Annotated in this window: 9 protein-coding genes; 4 read left to right on the top strand and 5 right to left on the bottom strand. The window is 63.8% G+C overall.

The window, feature by feature from the left end; all coding sequences use genetic code 11:
* Positions 1-9: 9 nt before the first annotated feature.
* Positions 10-3,429 carry a hypothetical protein gene (locus tag OKA04_RS18885; protein ID WP_264502764.1) on the bottom strand — a complete coding sequence of 1,140 codons (3,420 nt, stop codon included), beginning with the start codon at positions 3,427-3,429 and terminating at the stop codon, positions 10-12.
* Positions 3,430-3,442: 13 nt separating this feature from the next.
* Positions 3,443-8,953: a hypothetical protein gene (locus OKA04_RS18880; protein WP_264502763.1), complete on the bottom strand. Its 5,511-nt coding sequence runs from the start codon at positions 8,951-8,953 to the stop codon at positions 3,443-3,445.
* A gap of 456 nt (positions 8,954-9,409) precedes the next feature.
* Between OKA04_RS18880 and OKA04_RS18875 the strand changes: the two genes are divergently transcribed.
* From OKA04_RS18875 to OKA04_RS18865, 3 genes are all read left to right on the top strand, one after another.
* Entirely contained in the window at positions 9,410-9,688 is a 279-nt protein-coding gene (locus tag OKA04_RS18875; RefSeq protein ID WP_264502762.1) for a hypothetical protein, read from the top strand.
* Positions 9,689-9,700: 12 nt separating this feature from the next.
* Complete coding sequence (locus OKA04_RS18870; RefSeq protein WP_264502761.1) at positions 9,701-10,834, top strand: hypothetical protein; 1,134 nt, start codon at positions 9,701-9,703, stop codon at positions 10,832-10,834.
* A gap of 117 nt (positions 10,835-10,951) precedes the next feature.
* A complete protein-coding gene (locus OKA04_RS18865) occupies positions 10,952-12,550 on the top strand; it encodes a serine hydrolase (protein ID WP_264502760.1) in 1,599 nt (532 codons plus the stop codon).
* Positions 12,551-13,059: 509 nt separating this feature from the next.
* Here OKA04_RS18865 and OKA04_RS18860 read toward each other — a convergent pair.
* Positions 13,060-13,575: a metal-dependent hydrolase gene (locus OKA04_RS18860; protein ID WP_264502759.1), complete on the bottom strand. Its 516-nt coding sequence runs from the start codon at positions 13,573-13,575 to the stop codon at positions 13,060-13,062.
* A 138-nt stretch (positions 13,576-13,713) separates the two neighbouring features.
* Between OKA04_RS18860 and OKA04_RS18855 the strand changes: the two genes are divergently transcribed.
* Positions 13,714-16,479, top strand: a complete 2,766-nt coding sequence (locus OKA04_RS18855) for a delta-60 repeat domain-containing protein (protein WP_264502758.1) — start codon at positions 13,714-13,716, stop codon at positions 16,477-16,479.
* 11 nt (positions 16,480-16,490) lie between these two features.
* Here OKA04_RS18855 and OKA04_RS18850 read toward each other — a convergent pair whose 3' ends face one another.
* Both OKA04_RS18850 and cysS read right to left on the bottom strand, forming a co-directional pair.
* Positions 16,491-17,057 carry a DUF1287 domain-containing protein gene (locus tag OKA04_RS18850; RefSeq protein WP_264502847.1) on the bottom strand — a complete coding sequence of 189 codons (567 nt, stop codon included), beginning with the start codon at positions 17,055-17,057 and terminating at the stop codon, positions 16,491-16,493.
* Between the two features lie 53 nt (positions 17,058-17,110).
* Positions 17,111-18,499 carry a cysteine--tRNA ligase gene (cysS, locus tag OKA04_RS18845; RefSeq protein ID WP_264502846.1) on the bottom strand — a complete coding sequence of 463 codons (1,389 nt, stop codon included), beginning with the start codon at positions 18,497-18,499 and terminating at the stop codon, positions 17,111-17,113.
* Between the last annotated feature and the right edge of the window lie 6 nt (positions 18,500-18,505).

Genomic DNA, 18,505 nt, shown 5'->3' with positions numbered 1-18,505 from the left:
TTCGTTGGATTAGTGCTGGACGGGTTCGAGCGGGATCACGTTCCGGATCTCGCCGCGTTCGGTGAAGGTGACGATGAGGTGGCGATAGCGGGCTCCCTCAATGACCGGCAAAGGATCATCGACAAGGATCGCCGCGGTGACATCGGCAGGGATGTAGGGAGGACGCGCGAGACCCGAGGTGATAGGATTACCGATGGTGGGCAGGACGGTATCGGTCCAAGGCCCGGCGAGCGGGATGTTGTAATTCTCGCGAAGATTCACCACGCGGAAGAAGGGATCCGAGAGCTGGATGCCGGGGTCCTTGCCAAAGGTGACGCGTCGCCAAGACATGCGGTCGAGCAGCGGGGTGCATTGGACGAGATTCGGCCTGGCCGTCGGGAAGGCGGCACTCGGAAGCTGGTAGCGATAGATCATGAAGTCCATCAGCGGGCGCGTGCTGCCGCCGCTCTCCAGCGAGTTCCGCAGGCGGAAAAGCCGGTCCTCCGGAGGAGTGCTGCCTTGAATCATGGTGGACTTCCCTTGTCCGGAGCTTTCGATGGCACCCCGCACGAGACCGACGAGGACGCACGTGGCAACGTCGCTGTTGGCAGGCATTTTCATCGTCCACAGCGGGCCCTCGCCCGGAGCGTAGGTCTCGATGGTACGACGCATCTCGTAGGTCCCGGGTATCGGCCGTGCGGGCCACGGGATGATGGGCTGCGGACCGCTCTCCGTGGTCTGCCAGCGGGTACGCACCACATTGCTCGCCGCACCGCCGGGCCGCGGAAAGGGACCTGGCCCACAGGCGCGCACCGCGAAGTGCAGCACCTTGTCCGCCGGCACGCCGATCTTGTAGCCGAAGGCCGGACCCGGGCCGAAGACCGAAGTGACCCGGGGCGTCTGGAAGGGGTAGAAAGAAAGATCCGGATCCTCGCTCGGGATGCCCGCCACCGGCGACTCGCCGAGGACTTCCGACAGGCCGGTGATTTCCGGCACTCCCCCGCCCTCCTGGGCGATGAGGATTTCAAAGCGGTCCACGCCCACCGGATCGCAGAACCACTCGAGCTGCGCTTGGGCCACGCCGCCGGACTCGTCCAGCAACTCCACCGGCGAAAGCATCGGCGTCGGCAGGTCGGGATTCGTGAGTACCACGCAGCCCAGCGGGATCAGCGGGCTCGGATTCGCATTCTGGTCGAAGACCTGAGCGTAGTAGCAGACCTGCACGCCATTCTGCGCGGGCAGCGCATCGTCTTCCCACACGGAGGACGGCGGGATGCTGCCCTCCTGCTTCGCGATCAGGGAGAGTTCGCCACCATCGCCGACGCGGCGGTAGATGCGCCACTCCTTCACGCCTTGGTTCGGAGGAACCTCGATCGAGCCTCCGATGGGATTCGCGGTTCCATCGGGATTGAAGGAGTCATGCTTCGGCGGATTGTCCGGGACCGAGCCGATGGGGCTGCACCGGCGCGTCGCCGACGTCTTGAATTCATACCGAGCATACGGAAGCCCCTGGCTCTCGGGGGATGTGCCCTGCGTATAGCCGGACACCATGCCATTCCCGCCCAGGGCACGCACGCGGACGAAGAGGAACTCGGATTTTCCCATCGGCTCGCGGAAGGGCAGCGTGACGCGGATCAGGTCCGTGCGCTGGAAGTAGTGGCGCTTTTCATACAGCGTCACGGAGGATTCCTGCGACTTGCCGAGCAGGATCTGGATGTCCGCACCGACCACGGTGGAATGCTCGCGGGCCACGTCCACGGTGATGCCCTCGTATTCCCGCGGGATGCTTCCATCCTTCGGCTTCTCGCCGCTGCGACGGACGAACTCGATTCCCGGCAACGTGCGGCAAACCAGGAAGCTGCCCGTGGGACCATCCGGAGCCTTGAAGTCGCGCAGCACTCCTGATGCCGGAGCACCATGGCCACCGAGCGTTTCTCCCGGGCAGGCGGAATTTCCCACCGCACGGATGGTGTACCACACCGCGCGGTCAGGGTGCGTCGTGATCGTGGGAGCGCCCGCACCCTTGTCGTCAAAGGTGGCGTAGGTCTGCCCCGGCGTGTGTGCCACGTAGCCGATGCGCCCCGTCATGGGATTTCCCGCGCTGGCGAGGTAGTCGTTGGACGTGGACCAACGATAAACATAGTAGCCCGTCGCGGTGTCGGACATTTCCTCGCCATTCACCTGGCGGAACTTCACGCGCAGGAATTGCGATCCATTCTGCCCGGCGGGCACGGGAGCGGGGACGAATGTGCTCTGAACCGAGATGATCGACGGCGGGTCCGGGGGCATGCGGTCGCACATGCGCACCAGCGATCCCGGCGAGAGCTTGCCCGGCAGACCGGTGATGCCGCGCGCCGCCACGTAGTAGTAGAAGCTCTCGCCATCCGCAAAAGGACGCCGGATCTGGCGGCCATCCTCACCCCGGTACCACACGCCATCGTCGGCGAGGTCGAAGCGCTCCTTGTTCGAGAGGTCCGCAGCAGCCGCCGGGTCGAGCAGGTCGCCGATCATCACCGGCAGCATGTTCACCCGTCCGAAATCCGGAGTGGGGTCGGTGGGATCTTCGCCCTCCACCGCATCCAGCATCACCGCCGGATCGGGAGCCGTCGTGTGCCATCCCAGCGAAACGGCCACGCTTTCCTTCACGCGGAAAAGATCGAAGCCGAAGGAGTAAGGCATCTTCGCCTTGAGGACCGGGCCAACGCCCCAGCGGAAACGAGCGTTGAGATTGTCCTTCGGATTGATGGGATACTGCGAGCCCGCGGTGACGGGGTGCGGCACCTGGATCGGGGACGCCGGCGCGTCCAGCACCACCGGGGTCGCGGGATCGAGCACCACGCGACCCACCACCTGGAGATCCTGGTCATTCCCGCCAACCTCGCGCACCTCGTAGGTGGCGGCACCCGCAGTCACCTGGATGGCGAAGGCATGGCCGAGGCACATCATCACGCCTGGATGCGCGCGACCGAGGAAGAAGAGCCTGCCCAGGAGCTTCGGGTCATCGACCGCCGAGGCGATCAGGTAGGCCAGCTTGCCAGCGGCATCCAGATTCGGATCCGCCGGGGTGGCAGGAGGCTCGGCGGCATTGAAGGTGACATCGCGGTAGAGGCCGTCGATGCGCTCCGGTGCATGCTCGCCTGCCACGTCGATCTTCTCACCCAGCACCAGCAGCGCGCGAATGGTGGCCGGGGAGGTCTGCAGCGTCTGGATTCCCAGCCGCGTGAAATTGCCCGCGGCACCGATCGGTCCGGGCTTCGAATAGATGGCGAAGCGCTTGCCGAAGGTGCTCGCCGCATTGCCCGGCTGCCATAGCACGTAGGCATGCGTCTTACCATCGGCAGAGACGGTGGTGCCCACGGTGGTGAGCAAGGGATCCGTGCCCTGGGCGGACAGCGGGGCAATGAGCGACAGGCAGGACGCGGCCAGCGTCAGGAAGAGTTTCCGGAACATGACGGGAAGTTGGTTAGAGATCCACCGACCACGATCCGTCCTGGTAGGTGACGGTCGCACTTTCACTGAATTCGACACAGAAGGGACACCAGCCGGCCTTGCCGCTCAGTGTGCCCTTGCCGCGGAAGCGCAGGCTGCCGCCGTTCATCACGCCGGTCATCTTCACCTGGCCCTTGATCGAGACCACGCAGAGAGCCTCGCCGCTCACGCCCAGCAGCATCTTCCCGCCGAAGGTGGGCCCCTCGACGAAGTAGAATGCCCCGGCACCGACACCGGCGGAGATCCGGAAGAAGCAGCTCGCCGGAATGCCCAGCACCACCTCTGAAATCGGGATCCACACTTCTCCATACACATACGCCCCGGTGAAGGGCGGCGTGCCTAGCAGGTCCCCGACATCGGGGTCCACCAGGAGCAACGGAGCCAACGTGCAGGTGCGGCCGAAGAAGATGCCGCCCGCCGCTTCGTAGCTGGAGATCTCCACGCGCGCCGTCGCGGCGAGGTAACACTCCTGGATGCCCACGCCGACGCTGGCGGCGAATTCCGTGATCTTGATGCTCTGGAAATTGATCTCGCCGGAAGTCATCGCCAGCGATCCGCCGACTCCTATCGGCTTGATCACCGGAGCGGTCTGCATCGTGAAGCGCACCTCCAGGTCCGCGCGGACATCTGGGCTCACCCAGTCCAGCGGCACGTCCAGCGCACCGATCTTCACCTCGACCTGCATCTCGCCCGGCCCGACGCATCCGCCGCCGTCGCTCCGCGAGTCGTAGCAATTCATCTCGAAGAAGGCGTGCAGCTTCATCTCCTCCGGGATCTTGAATTGCACCTCTGCATCCAGCCTCAGCTTCCTCAGCGTATCGCCCTGGATGTGGGCATAGCCATCGATAGAGCCCGCGCCGAGGAAGGCATTCACGTCGCCGATCAGCCCGTTGATCGCATCGTCAATCGGCCCGAGTGCTTCCTTGATGAGCTCCTTGCACATCCGGTTCACCTCGGCGAAGGCGGAGTCGATCGCCGACTTCATCGCCAGGTCCAACTCCGAAATGTACTGCCTCAGCGTGTACTGGATCTGCTGGATGAATCCGGCTCCCAACAGGCGGTCGCGCAGCTCCGCGCGGATCATCGCCATGAATTCCTCCTTGTCGAATTCATGGAGCAGGTTGCCCGCCGTGCCGAGCACCGTATTCGGCAGGTAGGTCGCGCCTGCCGCCATCCGGTCGATGAAGTCATATGTGGTCGCGCGGATGCCATTGATGATCGCCGTGATCTCCGCGGAGGCACCCGCGACGATCTGTTGGAAATTCGTGATGAGTTCCTGGCCGACCTGCAGCTTCGACCGCAGCGTCACCAGATAGCCACGCGCCTCCAGCAACGCCTCGGTCACGCGGTCCAACGTGGGATCGAACTCATGCAGCAGCTCGTTGAGTTCGCCATTCAGTTCCGAGCTCAGGTCATTCAGCAACGGCTCCAGGACCGAGGCGATGTCGTCCGGGGCCAGCTCTGAAATCAGCACGCGCACCAGTGCCTGCACGATCTGGCGCTCCTGCGTGCCACCGGGGCCGGCGACCTTTTTCAAGATGCCATTGATCACCTTGTCCGGCGAGTATCCCGGCGGGGCGGTGAGATCCACGACCACGCTGCCGCCATTCCGGAAGGTGCGGATCTCTCCGGTGACCGAGTCGATGGCGAGGATGCCGCGCAGCAATGCCTTGTCCACACGGCCCACCAGATTCGAAGCGCTCGTTGCCGCGTCCGCGAGGTCGTCGAGGCGGCCCTTGATGCTCTCCGCGGGCGCTCCGATGCTGCCGTCCAGATAGCGGTCGAAGACCACCTTCAAATCGCCGCTCGAGGCATTCACCCAGTCGCCATATTGCTCGTTCGCGGCGACTGCATCCTGATAGGAATCCACGACCGCCTCATAAAGCGGGTCGATCACCTCTCCCTCGATCCTGCCGAGCGTCTCGTCGAGCAGCAGCTCGACATTGTCCGAGGCGAGCTGGCCGATCTGGTCCACGCCTTCGTTCAGCGTGTCGGTGACGAATTGGCTCGCGGCATCGGTCAGCGCGCGTGCCGCGCCTAGTTGCTCCTCCACTGCATCATAAGCGGTGCTCACCAGGTTGATCTGCGGCAGCCCGTCATACTGGGCACCGAAGGAAAGCTCCGCATTCTCCGCGCTCAGGTAGTCCACCTGATGCTCCACGTTCACCACCAGCAGGTCGTTCTTCGACGGCCCCCACGAGGTGAAAAAGCGCGAGGAAGCATTCCAGCGCAGCGGGTAATTCAGCGGCACCAAGCCGAAGATCGACTGCGAGGCATTCACCACGAAGCTGGTTTGCGAGCCGGGGTTCTGGTAGTCTCCCACCGCGATACCTGACACCGGAAACCCGCGGTGCGTCTCGTCGAACTTCGTATTCGTGAAGAAGGTATCACCGCCGCCAGTCCAACCTCCCGCGATGTAGAGCGGTGCCGGGATGTCGGCCTGCGCACTCGTCATGCAGTGAACCTTCAGGTCCTCGAAGAACGGGACGTTGCAGGTGGCTGCGAAGTTCACGTAGCCGCTCGAGGGGGCACCGGAGATGTTCGGGTTGTTGAAGTAGAGCTTGTTGACCGGATAGAGCGGGTAGCGCTCGTTCCCGGGGCCCTTCATGTAAACCTTTCCCGGCAGGCCGAGCCGTCCGTCCGCACCCACGATCTGGTCCGCTAGGGTTGCGATGTTCCCATTGGGCCTGAAGGCCAGGGTGCCCGCGAGGGGCGTCGTGATATTCGCCGCGCCGGTCACCAGGCCCAGCGTGAGGAAGCGCTCCGAGTAGCAGCTCGCGCCCACCGGCGGGCGGAAGTCCATGGCCATCGGCTTGAAGCTGCCGTTCCAGTAGGCCAGCGTCTTCGCACCATCGTCCTTCGGGTCCAGCGTCGCCTGCTCCAGCGCACCGGAGCAGGACAGCATGAGATTCGAGAATAGCAGGGTGAAGTCCGAGGGGTACGGCACGGTCACCTCGCCATTGATCCAGGAATCCTCGTTCTCGTTCGAGAGGTAGGTGAGCTGGAAGAGATTCAGGCGGAAGGGATACCCGTACATCACCACCTCGGGATCGAAGCCACCCTCCATCGCCACGTGGCGGCCGGAGATCCCGCTACTACGCACATAGTATTTCGTCACTTGTTCCTGGAGATCGTAGCGATACTCCGATGTCATGTCGGCGATCTGGCTCGCACCTTCCGATGGCTTCTCGACCGTCATCGTGTAGCCGGCATAGGCACCCGTGCCCTTGCGATACTCAGGCGTCTCCGGCTGGACGGACTTCTGGCTGGAGCTGTCGTAGCCGGCCAGAAGCAGCGCGCCGGGAGCCAGCACGGCTCCCTTTGCCGCAAAGGCCGGGCTCTTCATCAGCGCGTTTTCCGCATCATACAACTGGTGGCCGGGCATGAAGAAATCACCGGTCTCGAACTTGTCCGAGCGATGCGTGTGCGGTCCCGATCCCCCTGCCCCATCGCCCTTGATGCCCCACTTCAGCGTGAGCGGATCAAGGTCGGACAGCGCATGAAGCCCGCCATCGGGAGTGATCAGCATCCGTCCCGACTGTGTGATCCCTGCCACGCCATCCACCGCGCCCCCCGCAGGACCGCAGGCGTCGTCCGTGCAGGAGCCGTCGTAGTTCAGCTTCACGGTTTTCACGTCCGCGAGCTCGCTGCCCGGGCCAAAGACTCCGTCGGCGATCTTCCCGGCACCGCCGCCATCCCACTTCACCTCGGCGCCGCGCGGGAAGTGCGTGTGGAAGGAACCGTCCGCGATCTCAAGCCCCGCTTCCTTTGTCCGGGCCGAGCCATCGGAGGCAGCGGTGAAGACCGTATCACTTGCCGACAGGATCTTGGCAAAGCGGAGCACCCCGTCATTCGTCAGGCGATAGGACATCTCCGGCGATTCGTGCAAGCCGGTGGCCTGGTTCGTCTCCAACCGGCTGAAGGCCGCGACGTGTGCCCACTCCGCCGCGACGGACTTGAAGCGCATCTCTCCGCTTGTCTCGAAGGTCACATCGCTCGCTTGGTAAAGCATCGGCCTCGCCTCGTCGAAGACCCACGCATTCGAGCCAAAGCCCAGCGAAAGCGCACCGGTGTGACGGAAGGACGAGGTCAGCGGCAAGGTGCTGCCGAAGTTGATCGAGGACCGGTAGCGATTGTTCGATGTGGCGCGGTTCGGGGTCATGCCGAGCCCTTGCGGCAGGTGAAGGATCGCCGAGCCCGCCGTCGCTCCGGACGCAGAGAGCCAGGTGGAGGGATAGGTGACCTTCACTCCGCCATAGGTCGCCTCGGGAGTCTGCGCGATCGTCTCCGATCCGGATACCACCACGGCATCGCCATCCGTCTCCAGCCGCACGCCGAGCGAGGCGCTGCTGCCGAAGGTGTAGGGCCGGCCGGGCACGCTTCCCGCGGATACCTGGATCGTGGTGTTCACGAAGTCCGCGCCCAGCGATGTCGCGATGGGATTGTTCGCCAGCGTGTTGATTTGCGCGGCCACGCCACTGAAGCGCAGCGTCCCATTGAAATCCATCAGGCGTGATAATGGCGTGTCACCGGTCTCGCCATCGCTGTGATAGACCAGCGGGGGATTCTCCTGGTGCTCGATGGCGAGGCGGACCTTGTAGGTGCGACCGCGGGAGTCGAGTTGGTTCACCGGCGCGAAGGTCGCGGTGAAGGTGCCCGTGCTCGTCGAGGGCTGCGCGGGGATTCCCACCACGGTGGCTGCCATGCTGACGTTGAGGGTCGTCACGCCGCCATTCACGAGCGGCACGTTTGCCCCGGTGTCATCCGTGACCGTCGCGGTAATGCGGAAGGGAATGGAAGTGGTGGTCCCGCCCAGATCGTAGCGGGCCATGAAATACGGGACTGTGGCGTGGAAACGGTTCTTCGCCGGATCCGTCGCCATGCGGTAGGAGCGCGTCCAGCTCGTGACGCCCGTGGCATATCCCCTCACCCAGCGCTCCGCACCCGCGGCGGCATCCGTGAAATGGATTACCCTGAATGCCCCGGAGTCTTCCGGCCCGTCCGCCGTCAGCCAGATCGGCAGCGATCCCCCGCCGCCCGGCAGCGTCAGCGTTCCCAGCCGCTGGACCGTCACGCGCATCAGGTAAGCCTTCCCCGCACCGAGATCGACCCCGGGATCGACCGAGGTGCTGAGATTCACGGTGGCGGTCGGGGCCGCATTGCTCACCGTGATCGTCTGGCTGGTCCCCGGCGCCACATTCAGGCCTGCCTCCAGCGTCACGGGGAGTCCCGTCTCCACGTCGATGAGCTGGGCACTGAGACGGAAGTCGCCTTGTGCCGTGGCATCGGCCGTGTTTTTCGTGAAGCGCACCGACGTGGTCACGGTCATCGCCTCCCGCGTGTAGCCTGCGGCGGGATTGTTCCCGTCGGAGTCCACCACATACCGCGGACTCGCCAGCGTGCCGGTCGGAGCCGAGATCGACTGGATGTCCGCGGTGATCGTCTGCGCGGTCGCCGTGAGGACGAGCGACAGGGAGCAGAGCACGTTTCGGGCTACGCACGGCATACGCCGGACGCCCCCCGCTATTCGGGTCAACAGAGTTTTCATGGCCTGGGAGGGGGGTGACTCCGATCAGGGCTTCACGATGGAAGCCGAATGTTCAGGTATCCGTGACTACGAGTTAATACGCAAAATGGTCGAGGAAAAACTTTCTTGCAATTCGCACACTCAGACCCATTTCCCGTGGTAAATGAGGAAAGTCTCCTGTTAGAAAATTATCGTCATTTTGAAGATTTCTTCCGCACTCCTTTGATCCCCCGCCAGCCGTTAGGTTGACCTCCCACCGGCTGCCTGATCCCACCTCCCATGGTGCGCCGCGAGGCAGCCGCCACACTTCCCACCTCGTCGATTGACGCGGGCTTCCCGTCGCCCATTCTTTCGGGCAAACTCGCGGCCGCCCGCCCGGCCCCGCTCCTCCCGAGCCCCATCGCCGAACACGTCATGTCCTTCCCATCCAAAGGCCTCAAGGCCATCAACCACCGCGACACGCACTACCGCTGGATCTACCGCAACCGCGCGGGCAAGAACGAGCTGTGGGTGGAAATGAGCGCCTCCGCCGCCGGACAATACCTCATCGCCGACGTCCCGCGCGTGGTGAACCTGGAGATGATCCCGCTCGCCATCGACTACGCCCGAGCCAATGGCTGGGACCCGCTCAAGCGCGAGGCCCCGTTCCGCTGCAAGTATCAGAAGGGTGCTTTCGTCGCGGTTGATTCCTGACAAGCACGGGCCATGTCGTCTTCGCGTAAAACCTCCGGAAATGCGCCGCAACCGGCCGATCCGACACAGACGCCGGCAGAGTTCACCTTCAACCAGCGCGCGGCCGCCTTCTGGGAATGGTTCTCATCCGTATCGGAGGAATTAAGGGCCATTCAGAACGACAGGGACTCGGGAGATATCCCTTCAATCGTCGCGCCAAAGGTCGATGAGTTCCTGCCCGGTATGGCCTGGGTTTTCGGGCCGGGTATGGGGGAAGGCTTTCACTCCTTCACGCTTTCCGGTGAGGGAATCATGTGTCGCCAGATTCTCGCGGATCAATGGCTGCAGCGCTCGCCCGGTGTCGAGAACTGGACCTTCCATGCCTCGCGACAACCTTCCGGCACGGTTAAAGACTTCACGATAAAGGTCCGTGACCTGAAATTCCGCCCGATCGAATTCTGGGTCACACCGGAGATCGACGAAGAGGCAGAGGAAGTGGATCTCGTGCTCTGGCATCCGCTGGTTGCAGAAGTCGAGGAGAGCTTGTGCTCTCTAGCCTTGTTCCTCGTCCTCGACGAACTCAACGGTGAATTCGACACCACCTGCTGGATCGGCTCGGTCGATTTCAGCCAGAAGCGACTCGCCGAATCGATGCCCATCACGGAGATCAAGGAGTTCATCGAGGAGGCTCGCGCATCCCGCGGCTGGAAGATGAAGTCACCCATTGACTCATGGGTCAACTACTCCACATCAGCAGAAAAGCGCACTGACGGACCTCGCAAGGATACCATCGGCGGGACTTCGGGATGCTGGCCGGTGCTGAACTCCTTTCTTCGGGATTCAGATGCATTTGAAGATCCCTTCCTTAAACTCGGTGCGGCTTGGGTTTACCTGTCCTTTCCCTCCTCCTTTCTGCCAAAGGGTAATCAGGTAGACGCCCGCGAAGACATGGCGGATTTGATCACCTCGGCCCTCGAGCAGCACCGCGGCGGCATCCCCTTGGGCGGAGCGATCGGTGACCGGCTCGCCTACATGGACTTCCTGATTTTCGACGGAGATCACAGCATCGCGCTCATTCGCGACGCGGCTAGCAAGGCAGGTATGCCGGACGACACGCGTCTTGAGTTTTTGGATTCAAGCAAGCCGGGCGTGCCGCTGTTCCTCTGATGTCGCCTTGGTCGGCAGGGTCTCTCGCCGGATAGCCGCACCAGCTTGGACGCCGGTTCCAAAACCGGACATACATCCAACTCGCCTCCATGTCATCTGCCCGCCACGATGCGGGGCATGTTCATCCGGAGTCTTCTGAGCTTCATCACGGTGGCTGGCGTGTCGTGCGCCGCGCACCCCTTGCATGAGATCGCGGAGAAAGCCGCGGCTGACTTGCCGGCAGGGTGTATCGTCACGGCGGAGCAGATCGATGGTGCCGTCCGCTATGCCGTCGCCGGCAAGGCTGAGCCTGCGGGAGACATCGCGCCGGAGAAGCGCGTCTTCGAGATCGGCTCCATCACGAAGGTCTTCACCGGCCTGCTGCTCGCCGATGCAGTGGAGTCGAAGAAGGTCCGCCTGGACACGACGCTGAAGGAACTGCTCGGCGACGAAATCACCTTCGCCGATCCCGACGTGGCCGCGATCACGCTGGTGCAGCTTTCCACGCACACCAGCGGGCTGCCCCGGCTGCCGGACAACATGGCCGCCTCCGAAGCTATCTCGGAAGATCCCTACAAGAACTACGACCGGGAGGATACGCTGCAGTTCCTAGCGAAGGCCGAACTGCCCCACGCGCCGCCCTTCCCTGCCGCCTACTCGAACTATGCCATCGGCCTGTTGGGCGAGCTGCTGGCGGGCGTCCACGGGAAGAGCTATGCCGATCTGTTAGAAGAGAAGATCACCGGCCCGCTTGGCCTGAAGGACACGATGATCGTCCCGGGCGAGGACCAGCAGGCACGGCTGGCCCCGCCGCACGACGCAGGAAAGCCGGGGCACTCGTGGACCTTCCAGGCGATGGCCGCGGCCGGTGCCCTGCGCTCCACCGCGGCGGATCTCGTCACCTTTGGCAATGCCTTACTGGATCCGGACAAGACTCCCATCGCCCCGGCGATCAAGACCATGATGAAGATCCACGCGCCCTATGAAGGAAACGGTGAGATCGGGCTGGGCATCATGATCGGCAAGCTGGACGGGCACACCGAGTACAGCCACAGCGGCGGCACTGGCGGCTATCGCTCCGCGCTGCAGGTGATCCCGGACCTAAAGATCGTCCGCGTCGGACTGGTGAATACAACCTCGCTTGAGCCTGCGTTGCTCTTCGGCAAAACCCGCGATGAAAAGCATTCCGAAGCCCCCGAGATCAAGCTTACCGCGGAGCAACTCGACGCCTTCACCGGCGTGTATTCCTCGGGGCAATCCAGCCTCACCGTCCTCCACCGCGGCGAGCACCTCCACGTCCGCCTCACCGGCCAGCCCTTCTATCCGGTGAAGTGCATCGGCGAGGATCGCTTCCGCTACGACGTCGTGGTCGCCGAGTTGCGCTTCGCCCGTGAAGAGGATGCCGTGACCTCCGTGGTGCTCCACCAGAATGGCCGCCAGTATCTGGCCAAGCGCACCGGCGATGCCCCGCATATGGAATTCCCCACCGCCCAAGAACTCGACGCCTACACCGGCGAATACTCCCTGCTCGGTCAGACCCTCACCGTCACGCGTCGCGATGAATCGCTCATGGTGCAACTCACCGGCCAACCGGCCATGCCTGTCTTTTCCACGAAAGCCGACCGTTTCGAGTATGACGTGGTGAAGGCCGCCATCGAGTTCGAGAGGGATGAAAAAGGCCAAGTCACCGGCCTGACATTGCACCAGAACGGAAAACACAGCGCAAAGAAGCGCTAAGGATTTCGGAATTGGCGCCTTGTTGTTGCGAACGATTCGCAATAGGTTCTGCGCATGTTCGAATGCTGGTGGCAACACGAAGGCTTTGAGGCGTGGCACTTGCGGGGCGACCTGCGCGGGGCATCGCGCCGCTGGCAGCACCGCCTGCATGACGAATTGTGGCTGTGGCTCAATGACTCCGGCGACGGCGTCGTGTGGGGAAAGGACCACCGGATCTTCCTGAAGCCGGGGCTTTTCGGGTGCTTTGGCGGTCAGGAGGGCGAGGACTGGAAGTGGACAAGGCTTCCGGGTTACCACGCCGGGGAGATCCTGATCGTCCCCCGCGCCTACCTGCTCCAGCACTTCGGCGCGGCAGCCGAGTCGAAGAAGACGCCCTTTGCCCGCTGGCTGCGGGGCGAGAAGGGCGTGTCATTCGCCGCCCTGATGCGCTCGGGCGAGAAGCGGTTGGCCAAGCGCCTCGCTGCCGGGTGGAAAGCCCGCGGGGTGCCCGCCGTCTTCGAGCGGAGCCTTCACGCTTGGTTCGACGGGCTGCTTGGCATCACGCCCGCCCCAATGCCGCGGGCCTCGCAGAAGGGCCGGAAGCGGACCAAGACCCAGGTCAGCAAGACGAAGCCGATCTCATACCACATCCAGTCCGGCACGGCAATGTAGTAGTCCCCGACCACCTCCGTCCGCCATGGATAGAGCGGAGCGATCCCGCCCGCCACGGCATCGCCGATGAGGTGGAGCAGCACGGCCAGCCAGCACGCGAGGGCCAGCCACCAGCGGCCCTGCTTTTCAAAAAGCGTCACAACCATCGCGGCAAAGGGGGCCATCCCGGCAAGGAACCACACCGTGTGTGACCAGCTAGCATGCCGGTCCGCCAGCGAGATGTGTGGCGTACACACGTCCGGAAGCGCGCCGAAGGCCCCGACCAACACAAGTCCCCACGGAGGGAAGACGTGCCCGCGGCCCTTCGCCAGCGAAACGCACTCGGCCGTCAGGGCGATGCACACGGGCAGCAGGACATGGGTGCCGATCAGCATTTCACGACGCTAGATCATCTCCCCATCCGAAGGCAATTCGCCCGACGCGCTTTCTTGCCCCCCGCCGCCCGGGATGATAGGCAATCCAGTGCTCCCCCCTGTGCCACTGGCACGACCATTCACTCCTCCCGTGAATCCATGACACTCCGCTCCCTCCTCCTCCGTGGGCTTGCCGTCGCATTGCTCCCGCTCTCCAGCCTCCATGCGCAATTCGTGGTGAAAGGACCCGAGTTACGGCTGAACGGCTTCGTCAGCTCCGTGGAATCCGACACCGCCGGGAATGTCTATCTCGCCGGCAGCTTCAATGAATTCAACGGTACCTCCGGCGCAGGCATGGGCCTGCTGCGCCTCACTCCCGGCGGGGCGCAGCACGCCACGTGGGACATCGGCTTCGTCGATGGCGTGAATGACCTGATGGTCAGCGGGAATTTCCTCTACGTCGGCGGTTCTTTCACGACGGTCCGCACGCTCTCCGCCGGCAGGATCAACCGCCCGTATCTCATGCGCATCCACCTGACCGGTGCAAACGAGGGGAAGATCGACACCACCTGGGTGTCGGTGCCGAATGCTCCGGTCAGCCGGCTGGAAACCGACGGCACCAGCCTTTTCATCTCCGGCAGCTTCTCCGGTGTGAATGGCACGGCCCGCAACCGGCTGGCGAAGATCCTGACCGGCGGTGCCGATCCCGATGCGCTCGACAGCACATGGAATCCGGGCGCGAACAACACGGTGGAGGACCTCGCCTTTGTCTCGCCGTGGCTCTACGTCAGCGGGAACTTCTCATCCGCAGGCGGCATGTCGAACAACTACCTGCTCCGGCTCTCCACGAGTGGCAATGGAGCCGGAGACTCGGCTTGGACGCCCACGATCAACCGCCCGGTGGGCGCACTGGAAGCCAGCGCCACCCATCTCTACTTCGGCGGGGACTTCACCGTCGTGAATGGTGCCGTGCATCGCTCGCTCGGTCGTTTCTCACTCGCCGGGACGACGCCCACCTTTGACGCCACGTGGAAGCCGGACCCGGATGGCGAGGTCAGCAGCATGGCCCTCTCCGGCAGCACGCTCTACATCGGCGGAGTCTTCACTCGCGTGGCGAATACCCCGCGGCGCTTCATGGCCAAGGTGAACTCCGGCGGCACCGGCGGGCTGGACGGGGCATTCGTGCCCGAGCCAAATGGCTCCATCGAAGACCTCAAGGTGGTGGCCGGAAACGTGGTCGCGGGCGGCCGCTTCAATACCACCGTGGGCAGCGCCTCCGCCGGATATGCGATGATGAGCGGCACCAGCGGCTCCGCGCTTCCCGCCTTCGCCGGGACCATCACCACGGAGGGGCAGATCTACTCGATGCAGCCCGTGTCCGGCGGCATGATCATCGGCGGCGTCTTCGACTCGGTGAACGGTGTGCCGCGCACGAGCATCGCGAAGATCCTCTCGAACGGAACGCTCGATCCTTCCTTCAACGTGCCTCTCGTCGGCTTCAATCGCCTGGTGAGCGACATGAAGCTCGATGGCTCCACGCTCTACTTCTGCGGCGACTTCCTCACCGCGGGCGGCGCACCAACCCAGCATGTCGCCCGCGTGAATGCCACCACTGGAGCGGTGGACGCCGGGTGGTTCACCAAGCCGCTCACGCCTATCCTCTGCCTGGAGACCGATGCGAACTACGTCTACATCGGCTCGGCCGGGCTGAGATACATCGAGATCGCGCCGAACGTCCCGGTCGAAGTGAACAACCTCGCCCGCCTTTCCAAGGGCGGCACCGCAACCGTGGACCCAAATTGGAAGCCCTACATCGCGGCGGAAAATGGCAACCCCGCGATCGCCTCGGTGAACGACATGGTCTTCTCCGGAAGCAATCTCATCATCGGCGGCCACTTCATCTTCGTGGTCAATCCGCTCGATATCTCGACTCCCTACCAGCGGGTGTGCGTCGCCGCCCTGACCACGAATACCTGGGGCCAGCCAGTCAGCGGGTGGGGTGACATCTACTTCGATGCCGTCGGCGATGTCGGCACCATCTCCCGGCTGCTCCTTCACAATGGCGCGCTCTACGTCGCGGGAGACTTCCAGTTCGTGAACAACAACGAGTATTACTACGTCGCGAAGCTCAATCCGGTGACCGGCGCACAGGACCTGGCCTTCGACGTCTCGCCGCTCGATTACGATGATCCCTACGGCTCCTTCAAGGTGAGCACCCTCGCGGCATCCGGCAGCCACCTCTACGTCGGCGGTTCCTTCACGCACGTTTTCACCGGCATCGCACCGAATCCCTTCGAGGCATCGCCCTACATCGCACGCGTCAGCGCGAGCAGCGGCATGCTCGACTACTCGTGGTATCCCTACCCGGACGGACCGGTCAGCCGCATGGCCTTCGAGGGGCAGAATCTCTGGACCTACGGCACCTTCACCGAGATCGGCGGGGAATTCGTGGACGGTCCGGTGATTCTCACGCCCTTCAGCACCTCCTACCAAACCTGGCTCGCCACCTATCTCACCAGCAACGAACTGGCGGACTCCGGCTACACCGCGCCCTTCCAGGATCTGGATGGCGATGGCGACAGCAACCTCGTGGAGGCCATGTTCAACACGAATCCGAAGGACCCGCGGAAGAGCTACCACGCCGCGGGCACCGGCACCTCCGGCCTGCCGCTGATCGTGCGGGAAAACATCGGCGGACAATTTTACCTCACCGTGGAATACACGCGCTGGAAGGCCTCCGCGAATGCCGGCGCGGTCGCCACCCCGCAATTCAGCGACAATCTGGTGAGCTGGCCGCGCAACGGCGTGCAGGTCGGAAACGCCGTGAGCGTCAGCAGCGACCGCGAGCGCGTGAAGTTCCGCGACTCCGTGGCGAACGGGGCGAAGGGTTTCGGCCGCGTCCAGATCCTGCCGCAGACGCCGTGAGTCGGCTCACTTCACTTCCACCGATAGTGGCCGGTCAGCGGGTAGGTGAAAAGCACGTCCTCCTCCCGCGCACCGCCGCCGATATTGTGGATCACCAGCGGTACGCCCTCCGCCGTCTTCTTGTCGCTCACGATCATCACGTGGGGCAGATGCGGCGGCACCGTGCAGGTGACCAGATCGCCCGGCAGGAATTTTGATGTCTCCTTCGTATCGGCCACCTTGTAGCCGCTGCGCTTGAAGTAGGTCTTCAGGTTCGGCACGCGGCGGTGGTCGATGTTCTTGTCCGGACGGGAGAGCCCCCAGTTCTTCGGGTAGGCGGCGAAGTTCGCCTTCATGTCCTCGTGGACGAGCTTCTGGAGATCCTGGGAAAGCCCGTCGCGCAGCGCGCGGATCACCACGTCCGTGCAGACACCCTTTTCGCGCGGCACGTCGCCGCCGGGATATGCCAGCGAGACGTAGGCGGGATCGTAGGAAAGCGTCACGCCGATCTGCTTGCGGGCCGCGGCGACGATCTTCGCACCGGTGTCCTGCGCGGACAGCGGCAGCAGGGAAAGGCAGAGGAGCAGGAGGATTCGCATCACGATAGATACATGAGAAGCCAGCGCTTCCCTATCAAGCCGTGACCGTCTTCTCACACTGGCGAGAGTTCGTAGCCTTCCTTGCCATCCTTCATCACCCAGCCTTTCTCCGTGAGTTGGCCGCGCATCAGGTCCGCCTTTGCCCAGTCCTTCGCGGTGCGGGCGGCCCAGCGTTCCTCCGCCAGCGCACGGATCTCCGCGGGGACCTCGGCTTCCGGTTCTTCCTCCGGCAGCGTCAGACCGAGCGCGCGCAGCACGCGGTTGAAGGCAGCGAGCGCCTTCGCGGCCTCCTCGCCTTCCAGCTTCACAGCCTCGCGCAGGCCCGTGAAGAGACCGCCGAGGCAGCCCGGCGTATTCAGGTCGTCGGTGAGCGAGTCCCACGCGCCTTGGAATGGCCCGAAGTCCACCGCATCGAAGCGCACCTCGGCCGGAGCCTTCGCGGCCAGATTGCGCGCGCCCTTTGCCAGCTTCGCCATCGCCTCGCGGGAAGCATGCAGCGAGTCCAAGGTGAAATTGAGCTGCTTCCGGTAGTGTGCGCCAATCAGCACATAGCGCACCTCCATCGCCGTGAAGCCCTTTGCCTTCAGGTCGTCGAGGGTGTAGAAATTCAGCTTCGACTTCGACATCTTGCCGCCGTCCACCAGCAGGTGCGTCGAGTGGAACCAGTGCGCCGCGAAGTGCCCGCCGCACGCGCACTTGCTCTGCGCAATCTCATTCTCGTGATGCGGGAACATCAGGTCCTCGCCACCGCCGTGCAGGTCGAAGTCCGAGCCGAGATACTCCTGGATCATCGCCGAGCACTCGAGGTGCCAGCCCGGCCTGCCGTCGCCCCAGGGCGAGGGCCAGTAATTGTCGCCGTCCTCCGGCTTCCGGCCCTTCCACAGCACGAAGTCGGAAATACTATCCTTCTCGTACTCGTCGGCATTCGCCCGCTCGTTCTGGGTCTTGCCCAGGTCCAGTTCGCGCGTGTCGAGGCGGGAAAGGCGGCCATACTCGGGATAGGAGCCGATGTTGAAATAAACGGAGCCGTCCTCGGAGGGGTAGGCGTGGCCCTTTTCGACCAGCGTCGCGATCATGGCCACCTGTTGCTCGATGTGGTCCACCGCTCCCGGCTCCACGTGCGGCTGCAGCGTTCCGAGTTCCTCGCAGTCGGCATGGAATTTCTCCGTCCAGCGGCCGGTGAAGTCCTTCAGCGTCTGCCCGGCAGCCATCGAGTCGCGGATCGTCTTGTCGTCCACGTCGGTGATGTTCCGCACGTGGAAGGTCCGCATGCCGCCGGTCTCCAGCGTGCGGCGGAAGACATCCTGCAGCACGAAGGTGCGGAAATTCCCGATGTGCGCGGGACCGTACACGGTGGGACCGCAGCAGTAGAACCGGAAGGTAGAACCGTCGAGGGGGCGGAGCTCCTTGAGCTCGCGGGCCAGCGTGTCGTAAAGCCGCATCGCCAC

Origin of the sequence: Luteolibacter flavescens, assembly GCF_025950085.1 — a bacterium.
In the GTDB taxonomy this organism is placed as follows: domain Bacteria; phylum Verrucomicrobiota; class Verrucomicrobiia; order Verrucomicrobiales; family Akkermansiaceae; genus Haloferula; species Haloferula flavescens.
Note: the sequence above shows the minus strand (reverse complement) of the source record. Positions and strands in the feature narration are given on the sequence as shown.

Bases quoted from the DNA above. Each gene is read 5' to 3' on its own strand.
- OKA04_RS18885 (WP_264502764.1), bottom strand. From the start codon at position 3,429: ATGTTCCGGAAACTCTTCCTGACGCTGGCCGCGTCCTGCCTGTCGCTC.
- OKA04_RS18875 (WP_264502762.1), top strand. From the start codon at position 9,410: ATGTCCTTCCCATCCAAAGGCCTCAAGGCCATCAACCACCGCGACACG.
- OKA04_RS18870 (WP_264502761.1), top strand. From the start codon at position 9,701: ATGTCGTCTTCGCGTAAAACCTCCGGAAATGCGCCGCAACCGGCCGAT.
- OKA04_RS18865 (WP_264502760.1), top strand. From the start codon at position 10,952: ATGTTCATCCGGAGTCTTCTGAGCTTCATCACGGTGGCTGGCGTGTCG.
- OKA04_RS18860 (WP_264502759.1), bottom strand. From the start codon at position 13,575: ATGCTGATCGGCACCCATGTCCTGCTGCCCGTGTGCATCGCCCTGACG.
- OKA04_RS18855 (WP_264502758.1), top strand. From the start codon at position 13,714: ATGACACTCCGCTCCCTCCTCCTCCGTGGGCTTGCCGTCGCATTGCTC.
- OKA04_RS18850 (WP_264502847.1), bottom strand. From the start codon at position 17,057: ATGCGAATCCTCCTGCTCCTCTGCCTTTCCCTGCTGCCGCTGTCCGCG.
- cysS (WP_264502846.1), bottom strand. From the start codon at position 18,499: ATGCGGCTTTACGACACGCTGGCCCGCGAGCTCAAGGAGCTCCGCCCC.